The organism is Allokutzneria sp. NRRL B-24872 (assembly GCF_002155965.1).
GTDB lineage: Bacteria > Actinomycetota > Actinomycetes > Mycobacteriales > Pseudonocardiaceae > Allokutzneria.
The window spans coordinates 47,672-70,233 of record NZ_MUMH01000085.1 but is presented as its reverse complement, the minus strand read 5'-3'; the positions used below and the strand labels follow the sequence as shown (position 1 = coordinate 70,233).

Below are 22,562 nucleotides of genomic sequence, written 5' to 3'. Positions count from 1 at the left end.
CATGCGGCGGTACGCCGTTCGTAGTGAAGGCATGACGAACACAATCTGGACTCTCGTGCACGCCGAACGCGCCGCGCTCATCGACGACCTCGCGCAGGTCGACGCGGCCCTGTGGGACAAGCCGTCGCTCTGCGCGGGGTGGTCCGTGCACGACGTCGTGGCCCACCTCATCGACTCCGCGCGGACCACGCGCATCGGCTTCGTGGCCGGGCTCGTGCGGGCTCGGTTCGACTTCGACCGCCAGAACGCGCGCGGTGTCGCGCGGGAGCGCGGTGCCTCACCGGAGGAGACGTTGGCGCGGCTGCGCCAGGTGATGACGCGGACCACCACTCCCCCGGCTCCGCTGGACACCCGCCTCGTCGAGGAGATCGTGCACGGCGAGGACATCCGGCGGCCGTTGGGGCTGACCCGCGCCTACCCGCACGAGGCCGTCGCGCGAGCCCTCCGCCTCCAGACGCGCACCGCGGCGTCGTTCGGCGGGGCCAAGGAGCTGGTCGCCGGAGTGCGGCTGACCGCGACCGACACGGACGTCGTGATCGGCGAGGGCCCGGAGGTGCGCGGCACCTCGCTGTCATTGCTGCTGGCCGTGTCTGGGAGGCAGGACGCTTTGGCCGAACTCACCGGACCGGGTCTCTCAGCGCTGACCGTGTGAGGTGGGCGCCGAGGACCACGAACCAGAGCTGCGTGGTGAAGAGGGCGAAGCGCTCGCTGCCGCCCATGCCGAGCGGACCGTAGCTGTGCGAGAAGTGCAGCCAGGTCGCGACGATCGCGATGACGGCGGCGGCGACGGTGATCACGCGGAGCGCGGCGAACGGGTTGCCGCGCCCGGAGAACGCGCTCAGGGCCAGGCCGAGGTTGCCGACGCCCATGATCAGGAACGCGCCCACGACGTGGAGGTCGAGGTCGACGTCGGCGGGGGCGAGCCCGGCGAGCACGAAGCCGGAGCCACCCCCGGCGAGGAGGACGCACGCGAGCGCCGCCACCCAGGAACGCCGCCACAGCACCGGTGACAGCGCCAGGCCGACGATCAGCAGCACTCCGCAGAGCACGGCCGAGGTGTTCAGCAGCTCGTGCAGCGGTGAGCAGATGTAGCGCGAGACGCCGTCATCCGATACCTGGCAGCGCACGTTGCCCAGGTCGCTGATGTTGTTGTGCGCCAAGCTGTACGGCGTCGTCCACGCGAGCTGGGCGACGACGTTGGCCGCCGCGAACTGCACGGGTCCGACGATCAACGCCGCCGCCGCGAACAGCTGTCCTCTTTGCGCCATCACGGTTGTGGTCCTCCTCGGTGAGCTGCGCACGAGTCCACCAACCGCCCGGCCCACCGGGCACTACGAGCACCCGCCCACTTCGAGGTATGCCCAGCCCTACCTCAGAACTACGACCAGACACCTGGGCGGTCGCCGCACCGCCCGTCTACCGTCCGTTCCATGAGTGCCCCACCCATCGACGCACCGCTGAAATCGCTTGCCAAGGCGCGATTCCTGTTCTCCGCCTGGCCGTGGCGAGCCCTGGCGCACGTGCTCACCACGCCCTTCGCCGCGGCGGCCGCGATCGCCCTGCTGGCCTTCCCCGCACTGCCCTGGATCTTCCTCGTGGCCAGCAAGAAGGTGGAAACCCTTACCTCAGCGGCACTTCTCGCGGCACTCGGCGCCGTGCTGGTCGGCCTGTTCGGCGCGCTGCTCGCGCCACCGCTGGCCGAGTTCGAGCGCAGGCGCCTCGGGCTGCTGGACCGGCGGCCGATCGTGTCGGGGCATCGCGGCGTGCAGTCCCCCGGGCTCGCCACGTGGCTGCGGACGCGCTACACCGAGGCGGCCACGTGGCGCGAGCTGGCCTACGTGCTGCTCCTCGCGATCGTGGCACCCATGCTCTACGGCGCGCTGGCGGTGCTGGTGCTGATCGTGGTGGTGATCGCCGCGAGCCCGCTGCTGCTGAAGACCGACGTGACGCCGCTGTCCTTCGGCACCATCCAGCTCACTTCGGTCGCGGAGGCCACGCCGTACGCGATCGGCGCCCTCGTGCTGGTGCCCGCGCTGCCGTACCTGTGGACGGCGTTGGCCGGCGCGCACGCCTCGGTGGCCCGGCACCTGTTGTGCGGGGCCGCCGAGGACGAGCTGCGCGTGGAACTCGCCGAGGTCTCGCGCTCGCGGGCCAGGCTCGTCAACGCATTCGAGGTCGAGCGGCGGCGCATCGAGCGCGATCTGCACGACGGCGCGCAGCAGCGGCTCGTCAGCCTCACGTTGCAGCTCGGGCTCGCCCGCATCGACCTCCCGGCGGGCTCGGCGGCCGCGCAGAGCGTCGGCGAGGCGCACGACCAGGCCAAGCAGCTGATGACCGAGCTGCGCGAGCTGATCAACGGCATCCACCCCCAGGTGCTGACCGACCGCGGACTCGTCGCGGCGCTCCAGGAACTGGCCAGCCGCTCGGGCATCCCGGTGACCGTCGACGCCGACGTGCCGACCCGCCCGCAGCCCTACGTCGAGGCGACCGCGTACTTCGTCGTGGCGGAGGCGCTGGCCAACGTCGCCAAGCACAGCGGGGCCAGTGCGGTGACCGTGCGCGTCCGGCAGCTCGGCGGGCGCCTCGAAGTGGTGGTCAGCGACAACGGCCGGGGCGGGGCGGACCCGCGCGCGGGCACCGGCCTGACCGGCCTCGCGGACCGCGTGTCGGTGATCGACGGCACGATGACGATGTCCAGTCCCGTTGGCGGCCCGACCGTCCTGACCGTGGAGTTGCCGTGCACGTGAAGAAGCGACTCGTCCTCGCCGAGGACGGCGTCCTGCTCCGCGAGGGCTTGGCGGGCCTGCTGAGCCGCTTCGGCTTCGACGTGGTCGCGGTCGTCGGCGACGGCGAGGAGCTGAAGGCGGCCGTTGCCGAGCACGGCCCCGACCTCGTCGTCACGGACATCCGCATGCCCCCGGACTTCACCGACGAGGGCCTGCGCGCCGCCGTCGAGCTGCGTCGGACCCGGCCGGACCTCGCGGTGGTCGCGCTCAGCCAGTACGTGCAGCTCAGCTACGCCGCCGAGCTGCTGGACTCGCACGACGGGCGCGGGGTCGGCTACCTGCTCAAGGACCGCGTGGTCGACGTGGAGGAGTTCATCGACACCCTGCACAAGGTGCTCGACGGCGGCACGGTCGTGGACCCCGCCGTCGTCCGCCAGCTGCTGACCCGCAGGGCCAACCCGCTGGAACGGCTCTCCCCGCGCGAGCGCGAAGTCCTCGCCCTGGTGGCCCAGGGCCACTCCAACACCGCGATCGCCGCCGACCTGGTGGTCTCGGAGGCCGCGGTCGGCAAGCACGTCGGCAACATCCTGGCCAAGCTCGACCTGCCGCCGACCGAGGACACCAACCGCAGGGTGCTCGCCGTCCTGACCTACCTCAGGGCAGGAGGGGGTTGACCTTGCCCCAGGGGCAGGGTTGAAAGCTGGGGGCGTGGACGGTTCGAGGGTTGACCGGGAGACGCTGCGGGCGCTCGCGGACGAGGGCAACGAGACGGCGCTGGACCGGCTGGCGGATCTCGCGGACGCGCGCGGGGATGTCGACGAGCTGAGCGAGCTGTTGGACGAGGGTTGCGAGCGCGCCGGGCGGCTGCTGACCCGGCGCGCGGTCGCCGCGAGGGATCTGCTTGAGCTGCAACGGATCTCCGACGCGGGGTGCGCGGAGGCCGAGGTGGAGCTGGAGCGGTTGCTGGCGGCGCCCGGGGAATGAGGTTGGTACCGGCGGGGTCGGTCGGCCACGATGCCCTGGTGCTCGAGGACGCGGTCACCACAGCTCGCTTGATCTTGCGGATGCCGACGCAGGCGGATTCGCAGGAGGTCTTCGACCTGTACGCCGACCGGCGCGTGTGGGAGTCGGACCCGGTGAGCCGCCACCGCACGATCGACCAGACCGAGCGGATGATCGAGAACTGGCGCTCGGCGTGGCACCGCGACGGGCTCGGCATGTGGATCGCGCGAAGCCATCAAGGGGTCTTCGTCGGCATCGGGGGCTGCTTCGTCCGCTACGGCGTCGCGTGGAACGTCGGCTTCCGCCTCGAACCCCGCTGGTGGGGCGCGGGGTACGCCCAGGAGATCAGCGCGGCGGCTCGGGGCGCGGCCCAGCGCCTGCGCCCGGAGCTGCCGCTGACGGCCTACGTGCTCGACGGCAACGAGCAGTCCCGCCGAGCGGTCGAGCGTCTGGGTCTGGCCTTCGCGTGGCGCGGGCCCGACGCGGGAAACCCTGATCTCTCAGCCGTTCGCCTGCTCTACAGCGATCGGCCGCTGTCGCAGGATGTCCTCCGGGCCTTGACTGAGCGCTGACGCCGTGTCAGTCGAGGTGCGCTCGCCGGACGGCCTGCTGCGGGTGGTCGTCGCCGTGGTGGACGGGCGCCTCCGCTACGAGGTCGCGCGCCGTGGCCGGGTCTTGGTGGCTTCCTCCGGGCTCGGGCTCGACCTGGCGGGCTGGCCGTCACTGACCGGCGGCTTGGTCTTGGAGTCCTTGCAGCACAACACGATCGACGAGTCATGGCGTCCTACCTGGGGCTCCGACGCGATCGTCCGCAACCACGCCAACGAGTGCGTGCTGCGAACTGTGCGGCCGACGAGCGGGTTGCGCCTGGAGCTGGTCGTCCGCGTGTTCGACGACGGCGTCGGCTTCCGCTACCGCCTGCCCGCGCAGTCCGGGCTCGACGCCTACACGGTCACCGCGGAGCACACGGAGTTCGCGCTGCCGCCGACCGCGACGAGCTGGTCGTTGGAGGCGGGCAAGGACTGGAACGCCGACGAGCGGCACTACCGGCGAGCGCCGCTGGCCGACGTGCGCACCGCACAGACTCCACTCACGTTGTCCACTGTGGACGGACAGCATCTCGTGGTGCACGAGGCGGCACTGGTCGACTACCCCAGCATGACGTTGGCCGCGATCGGGCCCGGTACCTTCACCAGCGAGCTGATCAGCCTGCCCGACGGCGCGAAAGCCCGGCTGCGCGGCGAGTTCCGCACGCCGTGGCGCACGCTGACCATCGGTGACCGCCCTGGCGATCTCGCGGAGTCGCACCTGATCGAGAACCTGAACGAGCCGTGCGCGCTCGCGGACACGTCGTGGATCACCCCCGGGACCTACGTCGGCGTGTGGTGGGAGCTGCAACGGCGGCACACGACCTGGACCGCCGGGCCGCATCACGGAGCGACCACCGCGCGGACCAAGGAGTACATCGACTTCGCGAAGGAGATGGGCGCGGGCCACGTGCTCGCCGAGGGGTGGAACAGCAACTCCGGCGGCACTTGGTCCGGCCAGGATTTCCTGACGCCGCAAGAAGATTTCGACCTCGCGGAGGTGCTCCGGTACGCGCGGGCCAAGGGGGTGGGGTTCGTCGCGCACAACGAGACCCGGGGCTTCGTCGACGACTACGACCGCTCGTTGGAGACGATCTTCGCGCGGTACGCGGAGCTGGGTATCAGCGCGGTGAAGACCGGCTACGCCACCAAGTTCGTGCTCGGCGGGGTGCACCGCAGCCATTTCGACCAGGAGGCGGTTCGGCACTACCAGCGGGTGGTCGACGTGGCGGCCCGCAACCGGCTCATGATCATCGCGCACGAGGCGATCAAGCCGACCGGGCTCTCCCGCACGCACCCGAACCTGATGAGCGGCGAGGGCGTCGCGGGGATGGAGCAACAGCACTACAAGGGCGAGCACGGGAATCCACCGGAGCAGGCGACGATCCTGCCGTTCACCAGGTTCGTCGGCGGCCCCGCCGACTACACGCCGGGCGTGCTGAACGTGACGTGGGACCCGGCCGGGCTCGGCACCCGCGTGCAGACGACGGCGGCCGCGCAGCTCGCGCTGTGCACGCTGTTCTTCAGCCCCGCGCAGATGCTGGCCGACACCCCGGAGAACTACCGCGCACATCCGGGAACTGAGTACCTCCGGGGACTTCCGACCACCTGGGACGAGACTCGGTTCCTGGACTGTGGGATCGGGGACCACGTGGTATCCGCACGCCGGAAAGGCGGGACGTGGTACCTCGGCGCGATCACCGACGAGCACGAGCGGACGCTGCGGGTGCCGTTGAGCTTCCTCGGGCCGGGGCCGCACCTCGCCGAGATCTTCCGTGACGCACCGGGTACCAGTTGGCACCACGACCCACTACCCGTCGATGTCCGCACCGAGGCGGTGGACGCCTCCAGCACGCTCGCGCTGCGGCTCGTGGCCGGGGGTGGCGCGGCGATCCGACTCACACCCTCATGAGCAAAGAAGTTGTTGCGCGTAATATACCGGAGTGAAAGAGTTGGCGCAGCCTCCGAGGGGACAGCCATGAACCACGAGCACGTGTTCGAGCGCGCCTGGGCCGAGCCCGGCCACACCCGCTCCACCCTGCCGCCGGTCGAGGTCAACAGGGTGCTCGCCGAGCGCTACGAGCTGGACGAACCACTGGTGTTCACGCGAACCATGTTGTGGGACAACGAGGTTCGCAAGGCTCGACGGCCCGATCTGTTCATCCCGTACGTGGTCGAGGCGGGCAGCGCGGCGGCGTGGGGCGGCGAGGACGAGTTCGTCCGGCGCTCCCGGCAGCGGCTCTGGCTGGAGCCGTCCACCTCCGGGCTGGTGCTGGAGCGGACCCGGCTCGACCACGCGCGCCAGGCCGTGACCTTCATCGGGACCGCCGAGTGCGCCGCCGAGGACGGCTCGACGCTGCGCGCCGACACCCGCCAGCCGCTCTTCCACGTCGAGCACGCCGTCGCCGGCTCGGAGGAACAGCCGCTGAACCTGTGGCGCATCGTCCACCTCACCGAGGCGCCGGACCCGCGCCTGGTCGAGGTGTTCGAGCGCATCGCCGCCTCGCCGTGGCTGCCCGAGTTCGTCGAGATCTACGTCCGCGACGTGCTCGGCCGCGCCCTCACCCGCCGCTGAGTGCGCGGACGGACCGCGCGAAAGGGAAAGGCGAACTGCCTGAAGGGTGACCCGCCGGTGGGGTTCGGTCCTCGTGGATCGCGACGACGGTTCCGGGGCTGACATGTCCGCGTGACGGAGGGGAACCCCGCTCTGGCACGACGTTGTCTCGCCACCGCGATGGGAGCGGTGCTCGCACCGGCCTCGCTCGTGCCGGTGACAGCCAGCGCCGCACCTTCGGCATACCCGAAGCCGGTGCGGCTGGCGGCGAAGAAGTACCCGACGTTCCACGGCGGCTACCGGACCGCCGCGGGGTTCCAGTCCTTCACCCACGTTGCCGCGGCGGCCTACCCCGCGCTCGCGCGGCGTGTCGAGTACGACAGCTCCTGGCAGAAGACCCAGAACCCCAACGCGGGCAGCACGCTCGAAGCGCTGTGCATCACCGCCAACGCGGCGAGCGGGTGCAGGACCGAGCCAAACTCCGCGAAGCCCCGTTTTCTGCTCATGGCGCAGATCCACGCGCGCGAGATCACCACGAGCGAGCTGGCGTGGCGCTTCATCACCGCCCTCGTCGACGGCTACGACGTCAACGCCGACCTGACGGCGCTGCTGGACAGCACTGAGGTCTGGGTCGTGCCGCAGGTGAACCCGGACGGCATCCAGTGGGTGGAGTCGGGGTTCACCGGGCCGACCATCGGCGACTCCGCCTTCCACCGCAAGAACCGCGACAACAGCAACGAGACCACGCCCTGCGCCAACAACGGCGACTCGCAGCCCAGCATCGACCTCAACCGCAACTGGAACTCCTACTGGGGCGGGGCGGGCACCTCCGCCGATCCGTGCAACCTCGCCTACCGGGGGCCGAGAGCCGCTTCCGAGCCCGAGGTCTCGCAGCTGGCGTCGCTGATCGGCGAGCTCTTCCCCGACCAGCGGGGACCGGCCCTGACCGACGCGGCGCCCGCGACCACCAAGGGCGCGATGATCACCCTGCACACGTACTCGAACTTCGTGCGGCGGGCAACTGGGGGCCGTTCACGACCACCTGGCTGCTCAACCGCTGAGCGGGTCGCTGGCGCTGGCGCTCCTGCGCGGCACCAGCATCAGCGCCGCCGCCAGCACCACGAACGGCAACCCGGGACGGAGTACCAACCAGAACCCGCCCAGATCGCGGTACCAGTCCCACGTCCACGTGAGGTACAGCGCCGCGATGCCACCGCACTGGACGATCAGCGTCCACCACAGCCGCCGCTCGCGATCGGCCGTCATCGACGACGCCTCGGCGGTCGCCTTGCCCACGGCGGACAGCAGCGCGAACCCGCCGACGGCCACGGCCGCCACCGCCACGACGGCCACCGGGAGGAGCCCGGCGAGGAGGAAGATGATCAGCAGTTGTCCTCCGACGACCGCTTGCAGCGTCCCGACCAGCCAGACGCCGATCAGCTGCTTGGCGATCACCGTGACGCTCCCCCACATGCGGCACACCCTGGCCCGCCTCCCCGGATCGGGCAAGCACGGCGGCTAGCATGCTAGATTGCTAGCATGTCTCCGGCCGACAAGCGGCAGTTCAACGTCTACCTGCCCGCCGACCTCATCCGGCGGGTGAAGCTCGCCGCCGTCAACGCCGACGAGTCGCTGTCCTCCTTCGTCGAGCAGGCGTTGGAGCAGTACCTGCGATCCGGGGAGGACCGGTCCTGATGCGCGTGATGCCGATCCGCTACACCCGTGACGCCGAGGCCTTGACGCGCTTCTACCGCGCGCTCGGCCTGGAGCTGGGGCCGGTCTCACGCCCCGGCGGCTGGCTCGAACTGCCCGGCGACGGCGGCGTGCTGGCCATCCACCGCAGCACCGCCGAGGACGCTGGCCGGTGCGAACTGGCTTTCGCGGCCGACGAACCGCTCGACGACGTCGCGGAGCGCTTGCGGGCAGCCGGGTTCGCGCCCGAGCCGCCGGTCGACGAAGCTTTCGGGCACTCGATGCGCGTTCAGGACCCCGACGGCGTGTGGGTGCAGATCAACCTCTACGACCGGCAGCTCTACACATGAGCCGGGCCGGTCCACTGCTGCTCGCGATCGGCGTCGTCGCGATCGAGTTCGCAGCGGCGGTGACCGGCTTCGTCGCCTCGACCCTGCTGCCCGTCGTCTCGGTGGACCTGGCCGCCAAGGACCAGCTCGCGCTGCTCATCGCCGGGACGACGCTGGGGTTGTTCGTCGCGCTTCCGCTGGCCAGCCGCGTGCTGAGCCGCTTCGGCGCTCGGGGCACGCTGGCCGTGGGGATGTTCGCCTACCTCGGTGGGCTCGCGCTCGCGGCGACGGCCCAGACCGCGTGGGTGTTCGCCCTCGGCCAGTTCTGCACCGGGACCGCGAGCGGGCTGCTCGGGGTTTTCGGGATCAGCGCGGCGATCCAGCACCTCGACGACCGGCTGCGCGTGCGCGTGGTCGCGGCGTCCTCGGCGATGTGGATCGTGCCCGCTCTCGTCGGCCCCGCCGCGACCCTCGGCCTGGAACGGCTCGTCGGCTGGCGGTGGACCTTGCTGCTGCCCGTGCCGTTCGTCCTCATTGGACGGTTGCTGGTCGTGCGCGCGGTCCGCTCCCCCGTCGACGCCGCGCCGCGCCCGCTGGGCAGGACGTTGCTGATTCCCTTGGGCGCCTTGGGCGTGGTGCTCAGCTCGGGGTGGTGGCCGCTGGCGATCGCCGGGGCCTCCGTGACCGTCGTCGGGATGCTGTCGCTGATGCCCGAGGGGACCGCGCGCCTGCGACCCGGAACGCCCGCGGCGCTCGGCGCGATGCTGCTGTTCGGGATCGGGTACTTCGGCGCGGACAGCCTGATCACCGTGCTGCTGACCGATGGCTTCGGGATGGGCCTCGGCCAAGCCGCGATCGTCCTCAGCGCCGCCCCGTTGGGCTGGGCCGTCACGAGTCTCGTCGCCGCACAGGTGAAGTCGCCCCATCTCCCGGCGATCGGGCTCGGCATGACCGCGCTCGCCACGGCGGTGGTCGCGTTCGGCGGCTCGTTCCCCGTGCTGCTGATCGCGTGGGGGCTGGGCGGGGTCGGCGTCGGGCTCGCCTATCCCGGGCTGTACGTCAGGGCCACCACCGCGGGCTCAAGTGGTTTCACCGCAACGGAACTGGCCACTGCGGTGATCACCGCCGAGTGCACCGGCCAGCTCCTCGGTCGCGCCGTCGGCGGAGCGCTGTCCTCCGCGAGCACATGGGGCCTGTTCGCCTCCTACGCCGTCTTCGCGCTCGCCCTGGCCGCTGCCGCGCTGGCCGCCCGGGCTTCCGCTTAGCATCGTGGGCGTGGAGATCGTGGAAGACGGGTGCGACGAGTTCGACGTGGTCCTGCTCGACGTCCCAGCGGCGCGGACACCGGTCCTCAAGATCGTTCGGGAAGCGACGGGTTGGAGCATCGCGGAGGCGCGGGAGAAGATCGAGAACGCGCCGGTGCTGCTCGTCGAGGCGACGTCCAAGCAGCGGGCCGACGAGCTGAAGCGCCGGTTGACGGAGGTCGGGGCAACGGCCGAGGTCCACGGCTCCGCCTAGACCGACGGTCCACCTCCAACTCCTGGGCGGCGGTGGGTCACAGGTAGCGCAGGGCGGGCCAGAGCGTGGACCACGGTTCGCGGCGGCCTTCGCACAGCCACACGGGGGTGCCCTGCGCGTTATTGCGGACGCCGAGACCGTTGTCCACGGTGGCGACCTGCCGGACGCTGGTGAAGTGGCGGGCGAGATCGGCCTGCGAACCGCCGACATAGAGGGTGGTCGGGGATTCCGGTGGTGTGCCGAAGTACCAGAAGCCGCGATGCGGGCTGTGCACGCCGGGTAGTCCCCGGGACAGGCCGTAGAAGGCCAAAGCGCTTGCGGGCCAATAGGTGTGAGCGACAATGGAGGTACCCGCAGGAGCTGCACGATAGGCAGTGGCGACGGTGTCGACGAGCTGGGGCCACCCGACGCTCTCGGTGTTGACGGCGTTGGCGGCACCGCCCTTGTCGGCGAGGCTGCTCACGGGTTGGACGGGAAGCAGCACGACCACCATGGCCACCGACAACGCCGCAGCGGGCCACGCGGCCCAAGGCACCCAACGGAACCGGTCGAGCGCGACGGCGCCAACGGCCCAGAGCGCGGTGAACATGCCCGCCAGGTAGTAGCCGTGGCCGAACGCGAAGAACACCACCACGGCGAGGATCACGAAGGCAGCGCCGAGGAAGCGGTGCGACTCCGAGCGCAGCGAGGACCACAGGCCATAGCCGAGCAGGGCGGCACCGAGGACACCGGCGGAGGCGAGCAACAGCAGGAAGAAGCCGGGATCGGGTTGTGCGGCGAGGACCGCGCCCATGCCGAGCTGGGGCCAGCCGTGGCTCGCCTGCCACACCAACGCGGGAACGGAGGTGAGCACCGCGATCGCCGCACCGAACCAGAAGTGCTTGCTGCGCAAGGGCTCGCGCGGACCGAACACGAGCAGCGCGGCGCCGAGGGCGAGCCAGAAGAAGACCACGAGGTACTTCGCTTGGAGCGCGATCGCGGTCGTCAGACCCAGCCACAGCAGCAGCGAAGGCGTCCGCAGGCGCAGCCACCGCACCACCAGCCAGCTGAGCACGATCCACAGGAACGAGTCGACGACGGTCGTGGTCAGGACGTGGCCGCCGGTGGCGAGCACGGGCGAGCCGACGACAGCGGCGGCTGTCAGGACCTGGGCTCGACGGGAACCGCCCAGCTCGCGCGCGGTCAACGCCGCGAAGAAGACCCCGCCGACAGCGAAAGCGATGGCGGGCAAGCGAAACGCCACGAGCGAGCCGGGGAACAGGGAGTCCATGAGGCGCGCGAGCAGGGGCAGCAGCGGCGGCTGATCGGCGTAGCTCCAGTCGAGGTGCTGACCGGCCGCCCAGAAGTACAGCTCGTCGCCGTGGTAGCCGTAGCGCCCGCTCGTGAGCAGCAACAGCACACCGAGACCGGCGGCGAGAAGCGAGACGAACCTCATCGTTTTCCTTTGCGCGCCAACGGGATCACTGGCACCAGGCACAGCGCCACGACCACGAGGGAGACGGTGAAGGCCGAGGCGAAGGCGTCGGCGGCCGTACCGAGCGCGGCCACACGCGAGCCGGGGTCGGCGATGGCCCGGGTGGCGGCGAGCTGGCCGTCAGCGGTGGCAACGCCGAAGCCGGTGGCGAGCAGCCCAGCGAGCACCATCGACATGACGGCCGAACCGATGGCGCCGCACACCTGCTGGAGGATGTTGAGCGCCGTGGACGCCATGGCGGCCTTGGTGGTGGCCAGCGCACGCAACGCCTCGGACATCAACGGGATCATGGTGGCGCCCATACCGAGTCCCATGAGGAACTGAGCACCGAGCAACAGCCAGTACGGGGTGTCGGCGCCCACGGTGGTGAACACGCCCATGCCGCTGAGGATCAGCACGAGGCCGGGCAGCACCACCCGGCCGACGCCGAAGCGGTCAGCCAGCCCACCGCACACCGGCACGGTGAACAGGGCCGCGAGCCCACTTGGTACCAGCAGCAGTCCTGCGGTGAGCGTGGTTTCTCCGCGCACCACGAGGAAGTACGCCGGGAACAGCACCGCCGAGCCCAGGAAGCCGATCACGAACAGCGCGAGTGCTGTCACCGACAGCCGGAACGACCGGTCGCGGAACAACCCCAGATCGATCAGCGGCGAAGGAATCCTGTTGGCGCGCAGCACGAATCCGACCACGCCGACGACGCCCAGCAGGCCGATCGGCCAGACGACGGCCGCAGGAGCCCCGCCAGCGGCGAGGAACGCGGTGAAGATCAGCGCGGCCAACCCGGGCGAGAGCAGCAGCATGCCGAGGAAGTCGAAGCGCCCGGCGGGCCGGGGCGGGTCGACCGGCAGCACCCGCGCGGAGATCACCAGTGCCACCACGCCGATCGGCACGTTGATCAGGAACAGCGCGCGCCAGCCCGCGACGTCGACCAGCCAGCCGCCCAGGATCGGGCCGCTGATCGGGCCGAGCAGCATGGGCACGCCGAGCACGCCCATCACCTTGCCGACCTGATCAGGGCCTGCGAGCCGGACAAGGATCGCGGTACCGGCTGGCCCCAGCAACCCGCCCGCGAAGCCTTGCAGGACGCGGAAGACGACCAGCGAACCCACGTCCCACGCGAGCCCCGCCAGCGCCGAGCCCGCGGTGAACAGGACCAGCGCGAGCAGGTAGACCCGGCGCGCGCCGAAGCGGTCGGCCGCCCACCCGGTCACCGGGATGGCCATGGCCAGCGCCAGCAGGTAGCCGGTCACCACCCACTGGATCGTGGCGAAGGAGGTCTGGAACCCGGTGGTGAGCTCGGGCAGGGCGATGTTGACCACCGTGGAGTCCAGCACCGCCATGAACGAGCCGATCACCACCGCCCCGGCCGCCCGCCACGACGCGCGATCGAGCGCGGCCGGTGCCGTCGTCACGCTAGTTCCCCTCCGCGCGCGACTTGAGCGCGGTCAGCAGGCCGTCGATGCCCTTGCGGCACATCTTCTCCAGCAGCCGCTTGGGCATCGGCCACTTCAGCGCGATCTCCTGGCTGGCCGTGACCTCGCTGCCGCCGCCGGTCGCGGTGACCGCGCAGGTGAAGTCGTACTTCGTGGTGACCTCGCTGGAGTCCAGGTGGAACTCGTAGGCGTCCTCCCCGGAGTAGCTGTAGCGCACCTGGTGCGACGCCTTCTGCCCCATCGCCGAGACGTACCACTTGACCAGCACGGGGCGGCCCCGCTCGTCGGTCTCGTGGATCTCGATCTTGTCGTAACCGCTCTGCCAGGACGGGTACTTGGCGACGTCGAGCAGGATGCCGATGACGGCAGCGGGCTCGGCGTCGATGGAGATGGAGCCGGTGACGGGCGCCATGGGTGAGCCTCCGGGTCGGGAAGTGCTGTCAGGGAAGGAGTTCGCCGAGCGGGCGGCGCGGGTCGGCGGCGACGGCTTCGAGCAGGCGCACGAACTCCGCGAGCCACCCGGCCACCGCGCCGTCCGGGAAGCGCCCGGCGCGGTGGTTGAGGTTGAGGTGCATGATCTCGCCGGCCAGCACGACCTCCACGCGCAGCGGGTGCTCGGTCTGGGCGAGGAACTGCAACGGGAACGCGCCGAGCACGGAGAAGAACCGGCCGAGGTTGGAAGCCATGCCCGGAACGGACTCGCTGACCAGGTAGCTCTCCACCAGCGGAGCGTCCTGCGGTGCCCCGGCGAGTTCGTGCAGCCGGGCCTGCGGCAGGTACTCGTGCTCGGTGATCGCGGAGATCTTGTCCTGCAACGCCGCCAGCCACGGCAGCAGCCGCTGCGTCCGGTCCACGGTGACAGCGACTGGCAGGATGTTGAACAGCAGCCCCACCGCCTGGTCGACATCGACCGAGGTCGTGCCGCGACCGGAGAAGATCGTGCCGCACACCACCCGGTCCGAGCCGGTGATCGTGCTGAGCAGCAGTGCCCAGGCTCCGTGCGCCAGCGTGTTCACACTCAGCCCGTGCGCCCGTGCCAGGTCGGCCAGCGCGACGGCGGTCTCCGGCGCGATGACCGCCGTCTCCTGGAAGATCGGCGTGGAGATGTCGGCCGTCCCGGGCGAGGTGATCGACGGCGCGGGGAAAGCCAGTTCCTGCCGCCAGAACTCCTCGGCGGCGGTCATGTCGCGCTGGCTCTGCTCCACGCAGAAGTCGCCGAAGGCCGTCGCGGGCGGCAGCGCGGCGGGCTCCCGGCCGGAGGCGTAGAGCTGGTAGGCGTCGAGCAGCGTCGTCACCAGGATCTGGTAGCTCCACCCGTCCTGCGAGGGCAGCGTGAACATGTGGACGTAGTCGTAGGTGTCCTCGTCCGTGCGGAACAACGCCAGCCGCAGCTGCGGCGCGGAGCCGTCGAATCCCTTGCGGCGCTCGGCTTCGATGTAGGCGCCGATCCGCCGCTCCTGCTCGACGGGCTGCACCGCGCGGAAGTCACGCATGTCGATGCGCGGCTCAACGTCCGTGCGGACCACCTGAATCCAGCGTCCGCCGTCCTCGCGGACGTAGGCCGTGCGCAGCGTCGGGTAGCGCCGCGCCGTGTACTGCCAGGCGCGTTCGAGCGCCACCGGGTCCAAGCCCTGGTCGGCAAATCGGAAGCGTTGGTGCACAACGTAAACACCGGAGCCCGGCTCGCGGAGGATGCTGTCCAGCGCGCGCTGTTGCATGCCGGTCGCCGGGTAGGCGTCCTCAGCGTCGGCGTGGTGCGTGCGCGCCCACTCCACCAATTCCGCGTCCCGTTCCACAGCGACGGCGTTTCGCGCGGGACCGCGTGCCTCGACGAGCGCCGCCAGTGCCGCGATCGTGCGGCTCTGGAAGACGTCCTGCGGGCTGAGCACCATGCCCCTGGCGTTGGCGCGGCTGACCATCTGGATGCCGAGCAGCGAGTCACCGCCCAGCTCGAAGAAGCCGCGGTCGACGCTGATCTCCTCGATGCCGAGCACGTCGCGCCAGACCTCCGCCAGGCGCCGCTCCACGTCGGTGCGCGGGGCCAGGACCTCGCCCGTTGGCGCGGCTCCGCGCAGTGGGAGCGGGAGCGCGTCGCGGTCGAGCTTCCCGTTGGCGCTCACGGGGAACTCCGCCACCGCGACGACCGCGGTGGGCACCATGAACTCGGGGATGCTGTCCCTCAGGAAACGCGGGACGTCGGTGCTGAGCCAGCGGCTCAGTTCGAGCAGGCGCGGGTTGTTGGTGTGCGCCTTGCCCGGCTCGACGGGATCGGCCCAGTCGACCAGGCGCGCGCTGCCTTCACGGCGCAGGACGACTCGGTAGGAGCCATCGGTGGCACCGCCCTGCCACGACACGTCGGCGGTGTAGCCGAGGTCGTCGGCCAGCTGCCACCACGCCTCGGGCTCGACGCCCCCGGTGGTCACCGATGTCCGCACCGGAGCGTCGGCGGCGGCTTCGGCCAGCTCAGCCAGGGCAGCGTTGATCGACGCGACGCGCGCGTTGGGCACGCCGTCAACGCGCAGCACCTCAGGGCGCTGCTCGGTGAGCACGTGACGCACGTCCTCCAGCGAGGTCCACGGCACCGGCTCGACCGGCGTCGCGGGCGCCCCGCCCACGTGCACGGCGACGTCGTAGCGGTAGCGGGTCAGCTCGTTGTGGTGGTCACCGCGCTTGAGCATGACCTCGACGCGGCTGATCTCCGGGACCTCCGCGCGCAGAGCGGTGAAGTACTCGGGCGCGATCACCAGCTCCTGCTCCTGCGCGGCGCGCTGGTGCACGCGGTCGCGCAGCGCCCCGACGGTCAGGCCGGGTTCGGCGCGGGCCAGCTCGACCTCGACGTGGAAGGTGTTCAGCAGGGCGAGGCCGCGCAGGTCGCCGAGGAACAGCGTGCCACCGGGTACCAGGCACGCGATCGCCTGCTTGACGACGTCCGTCAAGTAGTCCGGACCTGGGAAGTACTGCGCGACGGAGTTGATCACCACGGCGTCGAACCGCTCCCCCGCGATGCCGGAGAAGTCGTTGGCGTCGCGCTGGAAGAGCTGCACGTCCACGCCGGAGGGCAGCGTCGGCACCACCGCGTCGCGCACGTAGTCCAGCGCGGTCGCGGAGATGTCGGTGCCCCAGTAGCGCTCGGTGTCCGGGGCGATCCGCGCGAGCAGCAGTCCGGTGCCGCTGCCGATCTCCAGCACGGAGCGCGGCCGCGTCGCCCTGATCCTGTCCACAGTGGACTCGACCCAGACGCGCATCTCCTCGGCGGGCAGCGGTTCGTCGGTGTAGCTGCTGTTCCAGCCGACGATGTTGAAGTCCGCGGCGCCGCCGGAACCGCCGGAGCGGTAGTTCTGGTCGAACAGGTCCTGCCACTCCGAGACGCGGCTCTCCTCGCTGGAGGAGGGGGCCATGGCGCCGGGCTCGGGCACGACGTAGGCGACGAGCTGCTTGTCCTCGGCGTCCTGGGTCAGCGAGCGCGCGAGCACGACCACGTCGCGCACGGCGTCGTGCTCGGCCAGCGCCGCCTCGATCTCGCCGGGCTCGATGCGCAGCCCGCGCACCTTGACCTGGAAGTCGGTGCGGCCGAGGAAGACGATCGTGCCGTCCGGCTGGTAGCGGGCGAGGTCGCCGGTGCGGTAGAGCGTCGCGCCGGGCCCGTCGTTGAAGGGATCAGTGCTGAACGGGTCGGGCACGAAGCGCTGCTCGGTCAGCTCGGGGCGGCGGTAGTAGCCGCTGCCCACGCCGATCCCGCCGATGTACGCCTCACCCGGAGTACCAATTGGAACCGGGTTCCGGTGCTGGTCGAGGATGTGGATGCGGGTGTTCGCGATCGGAGTTCCAATTGGCACCAGCGCCGATGTGGTGTCGCGCGGGCACTCCCACGCCGTGCTGTCCACGCTGGACTCCGTGACACCCCACAGGTTGTGCAGCGCCGCTCCCGGCAGCGTCGCGTAGAGCGCGCGCACCGAGGTCTGCGGGAGCGCTTCGCCGCTGGAGATCACCCGCGTGATCGACTCGCAGTTGCCGACGCCGGGGTGCTGGAGGAACACGCGCAGCATCGGCGGGACGAAGTGCAGCGTGGTGACGCCCTGCTCCTGGATGAGCGTCGACAGGTACTCGGGGTCCTTGTGGCCCTCCGGCTTGGCGATCACCATGCGCGCGCCGGTGATCAGCGGCCAGAAGAACTCCCACACCGACACGTCGAAACTAAACGGAGTCTTTTGCAGTACTCGGTCCCCGGCGGTGAGGCCGAAGTGCTCCTGCATCCACAGCAGCCGGTTCACCACGGCGCGGTGGGCGTTCATCGCTGCCTTGGGCTGCCCGGTCGAACCGGAGGTGTAGATCATGTACGCGATGTCGTCCATGCCGACCGCGACGCCGGGGCGCGTGTCCGGCTCGGCGTCGAACTCTCCCGCGCCGTCCAGCGCGACGACGACCGCGCCGTGCTCCGGCAGGTCGTCGACGAGCGTCTGCTGCGTCAACAGGATCGTGGGCTCGGCGTCGGCGAGCATGAACGCGACGCGCTGCTTCGGATAGGTCGGGTCGATCGGCAGGTAGGCACCACCTGCCTTGAGGACGCCGAGCAGGCCGACCACCATCTCCGGCGAGCGCTGCACGCAGACGCCGACGGGCTGCCCTGCCGTGATTCCCATGCGCAGCAAGCGGTGCGCGAGCCGGTTGGCCCGGAGGTCCAGCTCGGCGAAGGTGACGTCCTGGCCCTCGAAGCGCAGCGCGACCGCGTCCGGAGTCGCGTCAACGGTGTCCTCGATAAGCGTGTGCAAGGGGCGCCAGCGGTGCTCCGGCCACTGCACGTCGGTGGCGTTCCACTCGCGGAGGATCTTCTCCTCAGTGGCGGCGGGCAGTACCGGCAACTCCGAGACACTGCGCTCCAGATCGGCCGCGAAAGCCTCCAGAAGCACCTGGTAGCCAGCGAAAACGCGCTCGATGGTCTCGCGGTCGAAGATGTCGCTGTTGTACTCCGCGTCCACCAGCAGCGAGTCGGGGTTCTCGGTCACCGAGATCTCGACGTCGAACTTGCTGGTGTCGGTGTGCACCTCGCTGATGTCGGAGAACGGCGAGTCCTCGCCGTCGGCGACCGGGATCTGGAGCTGGTCGATCTTGTGCCGCTTCATGTCGAAGAGCACCTGGAACAGTGGCGTCGCGGTCAGCGCGCGCTCGGGCGCCAGCTCGGAGACCACCGCGTCGAACGGCACGTCCTGGTGGTCGGCAGCGCGCTTGACCACGGTGTCCACGCGCTTGATCAGCTCGGCCACCGAGGGGTCGTCGCCCAGGCTGGTCTTGAGCACCATCGTGTTGACGAAGAAGCCGATCAGCCCCTGCACGGCCTCGTGCTGCCGGTTGGCCATCAGCGTGCCGACCACCACGTCACCGCTGCCCTGCGTGTCCCCGGCGTAGCGGTAGAGCACGACCTTCAACGCCGACAGCACGGTGGTGAACAGCGTGACGCCGCGGTCGTTGCTGAACGCGCGCAGCCGGGCCAGCAGCTCCGCGCCGACCTCGAAGCTCGTGCTCGCGCCGCGGAACTCCTGCAACGCCGGGCGCGGCCGGTCGGGCAGCAGCTCGACGCCGGTACCCGTGGCGCCCAACAACTCCCGCATGCTGCCGACGCGCTCGGTGAGCGTGTCGCCGTCCAGGCGCTCGCGCTCCCACAGCGTGTAGTCCGCGTACTGCACGGGAAGCTCGGGCAGCTCCGGCTTGCGGCCGTTGGCGAAGGCGTCGTAGGAGGCGGCCAGCTCGGCGCCGAACACGCCGCCGGACCACGCGTCCGCGACGATGTGGTGCATCGTGAACAGCATCCGGTGCTCGTCCGCGCCGAAGCGGTAGAGGGTCACGCGCATCAGCGGACCGGTCGCGAGGTCGAACGGGTCGCGCGCGGCGGCCTTCACCAGGCGCTCGCACTCCTGCTCGCGCTCGCCCTCCGGCAGGTGCTCCATGTCGATCACGGGAACCGTCATGGCCAGCTCGGGCGCGATGTCCTGCCACGGAACGCCTTCGACGCTCGGGAAGGTCGTGCGCAGGATCTCGTGCCTGCGGACGAGTTCGTTGACCGCCTGCTCCATCGCCTGCGGCTGCAACGGTCCGTACAGGACGACCGACATCGACATGTTGTAGGCCGGGCTACCGGGAACCATCTGGTCCACCGACCACAACCGCTGCTGCGCGAAGGAGAGCGGCACGCGGATGTTCTCGGCGCGGCGGCGCGCGGCGATGGCCAGCAGCTCCTGGTTCGCGTCCGGACCGTTGCTCCCGCCGCTGGCGCACTCCGCGAGCACGCACTCAGCCAGCTCGGTCGGCGTCGGGTGGTCGAAGACCATGCTCACCAGCAGGGTCATCCCGGTCGCGCGGTTGAGCCGGTTGCGCACCTCCAGCGCGGTCAGCGAGTCCATGCCGAGTTCGAGGAACTTCGCGGCGGGGTCGATCTCCTCGGCGGAGGCGTGCCCGAGCACGCCCGCCACCACGCGGCGGACCAGGTCGAGCGCGGCGGCACTCGGGTCCTCCGCGCCGAGCAGGTCGACGTGATCGGCGTCAACCGTGCTCTGCGGCAGGTGCGCCTCAAGGGAATCACCCTCGCCGGAGCCCGAGGTGCCGGTGTTCATCCAGTAGCGCTGGCGCTGGAAGGCGTAGGTCGGCAGGTCCACGACCGGGCCGCTCGGCAGGACCGAGTTCCAGTTGAGACCGACTCCCGCGACGAACGCCTCGCCCAGCGAGGTCAGCACGCGACGGCGGTCGCCGTGGCCGCGCCGCAGCGTGCCGATCGAGCAGAAGGGCCGCCCAGTCGGCTCCAGGTTGTCCTGGACCTCGCGCGGCAGCACGGGATGCGGGCTGACCTCGACGAAGGAGTCGAAGCCCTGCTCCGCGAGCGCGGTCAGCGAGGCGGCCAGCAGCACCGGGCGCCGCATGTTCTCGAACCAGTACCCGGCGTCCATGGCTTCGCCGTCGAGCCAGTCACCGGTCACTGTGGAGAACACGCGCACCGGAGCGTGCTGCGGGCGAACGGGCTCCAGCTCGCTCATCAGGCGCTCACGCAAGTCGTCTACCTGCGGAGAGTGAGTGGCGACGGAGGCCGGTACCTTTCGGGCCCGGGTACCGTCCGCCTCGCAGCGCGCGAGCAGCTCGTCCACGGCGTCGTCGTCCCCGGCCACCACCGAGGACACCGGGCTGTTGACCCCGGCCACGGTCAGCCTTCCGCCCCACGGCTCCAGCAGCTCGGTCAGCGCGGCACCGGCCGCCTCGATCGCGACGAGACTTCCACGTCCGGCCAGCAGCTCCACGAGTTCCTGGCTGCGCAAGGCGATCACGCGCGCGGCGTCGGCCAGGCTGAGCGCGCCCGCGACGTATGCGGCGGCGATCTCCCCCTGGCTCTGGCCGACCACGGCGCCCGGCTCGACGCCGTTGGAGCGCCACAGCGCCGCGAGCGAGACCGCAACCGAGAACAGCGTCGGCTGCACCACGTCGATGCGGTCCAGACCGGGGGTACCGTCTACTTGACGGATGACGTCAAGTACCGAGAAGTCGACGTGCTCGCGGAACGCCTCGTCGCAGCGGGCCATCTCTTCGGCGAACACGGATTCGGTGTCGAGCAGGTCCGCGCCCATGCCCGCCCACTGCGAGCCCTGGCCGGGGAAGACGAAAACCGTGCGGCCGGTGGTGCGTGCGCGACCATGCACCACGCCAGCCGAGTCCTCGTTGTCCGCCAAGGACTTCAGCCCGGAAAGCAGCTCTTCGCGAGTCTCGCCGACGACGGCCGCGCGGTTCTCGAAGACCGTGCGCGAGGCGAGGGCGCGGGCCACCGAGTCGAGCGGCGCGTCCGTCTCCTCCACGTGCGCCAGCAGCTTCGCGGCCTGAGCGCGCAGGGCTGCCGCGGAGCGGCCGGACAGCGGCCAGGCGAGCGGGCCGTTCACCGGCTCGGCCTCGACGGGCTCCTCCGCTGGCGCCTGCTCCAGTACCACGTGGGCGTTGGTACCGCTCATGCCGAACGAGGACACAGCAGCGCGCCGGGGGCGGTCGACCTCGGGCCACGCCCTGTTCTTGTCCACCAGCTCGATCGCGCCCGCCGACCAGTCCACGTGCGGGGTCCGCGCATCCAGGTGCACGGTCGCGGGCACGGTGCCCTTGCTGAGCGCGAGCACCATCTTGATCACTCCGGCCACACCGGCGGCGGCCTGCGCGTGCCCGATGTTGGACTTCACCGAGCCCAGCAGCAGCGGCGTCCGCTCCCCCGCCCCGTAGGTGGCCAGAAGTGCTTGCGCCTCAATGGGGTCGCCGAGCTTGGTGCCGGTTCCGTGCGCCTCGACCACGTCCACGTCACCGGTGCTCAGGCCAGCGTTGGCCAAGGCCGCGCGGATCACGCGCTGCTGCGACGGGCCGTTGGGAGCAGCGAACCCGCTGCTCGCGCCGTCCTGGTTGACCGCGGAGCCGCGCACGACGGCGAGCACCCGGTGGCCGAGGCGGCGCGCGTCGGACAGGCGCTCCAGCACGACGATGCCCGCGCCCTCGGACCAGCCGATGCCGTCCGCGGTGGCCGCGAACGGCTTGCAGCGACCGTCGTCGGAGAGCACGCCCTGCCGGGTCAGCTCGACGAGCACCCGGCGCGTGATCATCACCGTCGCCCCGCCCGCGAGCGCCAGCGAGCACTCGCGCTGCCGCAGCGCGGTCACTGCCGTGTGCAGCGCGACCAGCGACGACGAGCACGCGGTCTCCAGCGTCATCGCCGGGCCTTCGAGGCCGAGCGTGTAGGAGATCCGCCCGGCCGCCATACTGCCCGCGCTGCCGTTGCCGAGGTATTCGTTGTACGCCAGGCCCATGTAGACGCCGGACTGGCTGCCCGCGAGCGACTTCGGGTCCACACCGGCGTTCTCCAGCGACTCCCACGCGCACTCCAGCAGCAGCCGGTGCTGCGGGTCCAGGGTCAGCGCCTCGCGCGGGGAGATCCCGAAGAACGCGGCGTCGAACCCGGCGATGTCGTCGATGAAACCGCCTTCGCGCACGGTGATCTGGTCGTCCAGGCCGTCCTCGGACCAACCCCGGTCACCGGGCGTTGGGGTGATCGCATCGACGCCGTCGGCCATCAGGCGCCAGAAGCCCTCGGGATCGCTGACCCCGCCCGGCATCCGGCAGGCCAGGCCCACGATCGCGATCGGCTCGGCGGAGGCGGCGGTCAGCTCCTCGGTCCGCCTGCGCAGGCGGTCGTTCTCGATCAGCGACGCCCGCAACGCCTCGACGAGCTGCTCCGGAGACG

Annotated in this window: 16 protein-coding genes and 1 pseudogene; 12 read left to right on the top strand and 5 right to left on the bottom strand. The window is 70.8% G+C overall.

Translation table 11 applies throughout. The features are described 5' to 3' along the window. The first annotated feature begins 31 nt into the window (after positions 1–31). Positions 32–652: a maleylpyruvate isomerase family mycothiol-dependent enzyme gene (locus tag CCN37_RS22080; protein WP_086824147.1), complete on the top strand. Its 621-nt coding sequence runs from the start codon at positions 32–34 to the stop codon at positions 650–652. Here the strand turns inward: CCN37_RS22080 and CCN37_RS22075 are convergent. Then, positions 618–1,268: a DUF998 domain-containing protein gene (locus CCN37_RS22075; RefSeq protein ID WP_086824145.1), complete on the bottom strand. Its 651-nt coding sequence runs from the start codon at positions 1,266–1,268 to the stop codon at positions 618–620. The two genes, CCN37_RS22080 and CCN37_RS22075, sit on opposite strands and share 35 nt — an antisense overlap. Before the next feature lie 162 nt (positions 1,269–1,430). Here CCN37_RS22075 and CCN37_RS40055 point away from each other — a divergent pair, with 162 nt between their 5' ends. The 11 genes from CCN37_RS40055 to CCN37_RS22025 all read left to right on the top strand — a co-directional run bounded on the left by CCN37_RS40055 (position 1,431) and on the right by CCN37_RS22025 (position 10,408). Next, entirely contained in the window at positions 1,431–2,747 is a 1,317-nt protein-coding gene (locus CCN37_RS40055) for a sensor histidine kinase (protein WP_168200794.1), read from the top strand. Continuing rightward, the gene (locus CCN37_RS40050; protein WP_168200802.1) at positions 2,744–3,400 is read left to right on the top strand and encodes a response regulator transcription factor; all 657 of its coding nucleotides are present in this window, start codon (positions 2,744–2,746) and stop codon (positions 3,398–3,400) included. Before CCN37_RS40055 ends, CCN37_RS40050 begins: the two co-directional genes overlap by 4 nt. Before the next feature lie 34 nt (positions 3,401–3,434). Further along, a complete protein-coding gene (locus CCN37_RS22065; RefSeq protein WP_086824142.1) occupies positions 3,435–3,710 on the top strand; it encodes a hypothetical protein in 276 nt (91 codons plus the stop codon). A gap of 38 nt (positions 3,711–3,748) precedes the next feature. After that, positions 3,749–4,300: a GNAT family N-acetyltransferase gene (locus tag CCN37_RS22060; RefSeq protein WP_168200793.1), complete on the top strand. Its 552-nt coding sequence runs from the start codon at positions 3,749–3,751 to the stop codon at positions 4,298–4,300. Between the two features lie 4 nt (positions 4,301–4,304). Beyond that, positions 4,305–6,227 (top strand): glycoside hydrolase family 97 protein, encoded by a 1,923-nt coding sequence (locus tag CCN37_RS22055; RefSeq protein ID WP_086824138.1) that lies wholly within the window; start codon positions 4,305–4,307, stop codon positions 6,225–6,227. A 66-nt stretch (positions 6,228–6,293) separates the two neighbouring features. After that, entirely contained in the window at positions 6,294–6,890 is a 597-nt protein-coding gene (locus CCN37_RS22050; protein WP_086824136.1) for a hypothetical protein, read from the top strand. A gap of 111 nt (positions 6,891–7,001) precedes the next feature. Continuing rightward, on the top strand, positions 7,002–8,399 hold the full coding sequence (locus tag CCN37_RS22045; RefSeq protein ID WP_143261734.1) for a M14 family zinc carboxypeptidase: 1,398 nt from the start codon (positions 7,002–7,004) through the stop codon (positions 8,397–8,399). Positions 8,400–8,408: 9 nt separating this feature from the next. After that, the gene (locus CCN37_RS22040) at positions 8,409–8,564 is read left to right on the top strand and encodes a CopG family transcriptional regulator (RefSeq protein ID WP_086824132.1); all 156 of its coding nucleotides are present in this window, start codon (positions 8,409–8,411) and stop codon (positions 8,562–8,564) included. Further along, on the top strand, positions 8,564–8,911 hold the full coding sequence (locus tag CCN37_RS22035; protein ID WP_086824129.1) for a VOC family protein: 348 nt from the start codon (positions 8,564–8,566) through the stop codon (positions 8,909–8,911). Before CCN37_RS22040 ends, CCN37_RS22035 begins: the two co-directional genes overlap by 1 nt. After that, a complete protein-coding gene (locus tag CCN37_RS22030; RefSeq protein ID WP_086824126.1) occupies positions 8,908–10,155 on the top strand; it encodes an MFS transporter in 1,248 nt (415 codons plus the stop codon). The genes CCN37_RS22035 and CCN37_RS22030 overlap by 4 nt, the downstream gene beginning before the upstream one ends. Before the next feature lie 10 nt (positions 10,156–10,165). Next, positions 10,166–10,408 (top strand): ribosomal protein L7/L12, encoded by a 243-nt coding sequence (locus tag CCN37_RS22025; RefSeq protein WP_168200792.1) that lies wholly within the window; start codon positions 10,166–10,168, stop codon positions 10,406–10,408. A gap of 37 nt (positions 10,409–10,445) precedes the next feature. On the opposite strand, the gene CCN37_RS22020 is transcribed toward CCN37_RS22025, so the two are convergent. The 4 genes and pseudogenes from CCN37_RS22020 to CCN37_RS22005 all read right to left on the bottom strand — a co-directional run. Further along, the gene (locus CCN37_RS22020; protein ID WP_086824121.1) at positions 10,446–11,843 is read right to left on the bottom strand and encodes a glycosyltransferase family 39 protein; all 1,398 of its coding nucleotides are present in this window, start codon (positions 11,841–11,843) and stop codon (positions 10,446–10,448) included. Beyond that, the gene (locus CCN37_RS22015; RefSeq protein WP_210408148.1) at positions 11,840–13,294 is read right to left on the bottom strand and encodes a DHA2 family efflux MFS transporter permease subunit; all 1,455 of its coding nucleotides are present in this window, start codon (positions 13,292–13,294) and stop codon (positions 11,840–11,842) included. Before CCN37_RS22015 ends, CCN37_RS22020 begins: the two co-directional genes overlap by 4 nt. 1 nt (position 13,295) lies before the next feature. Then, positions 13,296–13,727: an SRPBCC family protein gene (locus tag CCN37_RS22010; protein WP_086824119.1), complete on the bottom strand. Its 432-nt coding sequence runs from the start codon at positions 13,725–13,727 to the stop codon at positions 13,296–13,298. A gap of 28 nt (positions 13,728–13,755) precedes the next feature. Beyond that, a pseudogene (locus CCN37_RS22005) lies at positions 13,756–22,542 on the bottom strand (amino acid adenylation domain-containing protein); the annotation flags it as partial. Positions 22,543–22,562: the final 20 nt, after the last annotated feature.

Bases quoted from the DNA above. Each gene is read 5' to 3' on its own strand.
- CCN37_RS22080 (WP_086824147.1), top strand. From the start codon at position 32: ATGACGAACACAATCTGGACTCTCGTGCACGCCGAACGCGCCGCGCTC.
- CCN37_RS22075 (WP_086824145.1), bottom strand. From the start codon at position 1,268: ATGGCGCAAAGAGGACAGCTGTTCGCGGCGGCGGCGTTGATCGTCGGA.
- CCN37_RS40055 (WP_168200794.1), top strand. From the start codon at position 1,431: ATGAGTGCCCCACCCATCGACGCACCGCTGAAATCGCTTGCCAAGGCG.
- CCN37_RS22050 (WP_086824136.1), top strand. From the start codon at position 6,294: ATGAACCACGAGCACGTGTTCGAGCGCGCCTGGGCCGAGCCCGGCCAC.
- CCN37_RS22040 (WP_086824132.1), top strand. From the start codon at position 8,409: ATGTCTCCGGCCGACAAGCGGCAGTTCAACGTCTACCTGCCCGCCGAC.
- CCN37_RS22035 (WP_086824129.1), top strand. From the start codon at position 8,564: ATGCGCGTGATGCCGATCCGCTACACCCGTGACGCCGAGGCCTTGACG.
- CCN37_RS22030 (WP_086824126.1), top strand. From the start codon at position 8,908: ATGAGCCGGGCCGGTCCACTGCTGCTCGCGATCGGCGTCGTCGCGATC.
- CCN37_RS22020 (WP_086824121.1), bottom strand. From the start codon at position 11,843: ATGAGGTTCGTCTCGCTTCTCGCCGCCGGTCTCGGTGTGCTGTTGCTG.
- CCN37_RS22010 (WP_086824119.1), bottom strand. From the start codon at position 13,727: ATGGCGCCCGTCACCGGCTCCATCTCCATCGACGCCGAGCCCGCTGCC.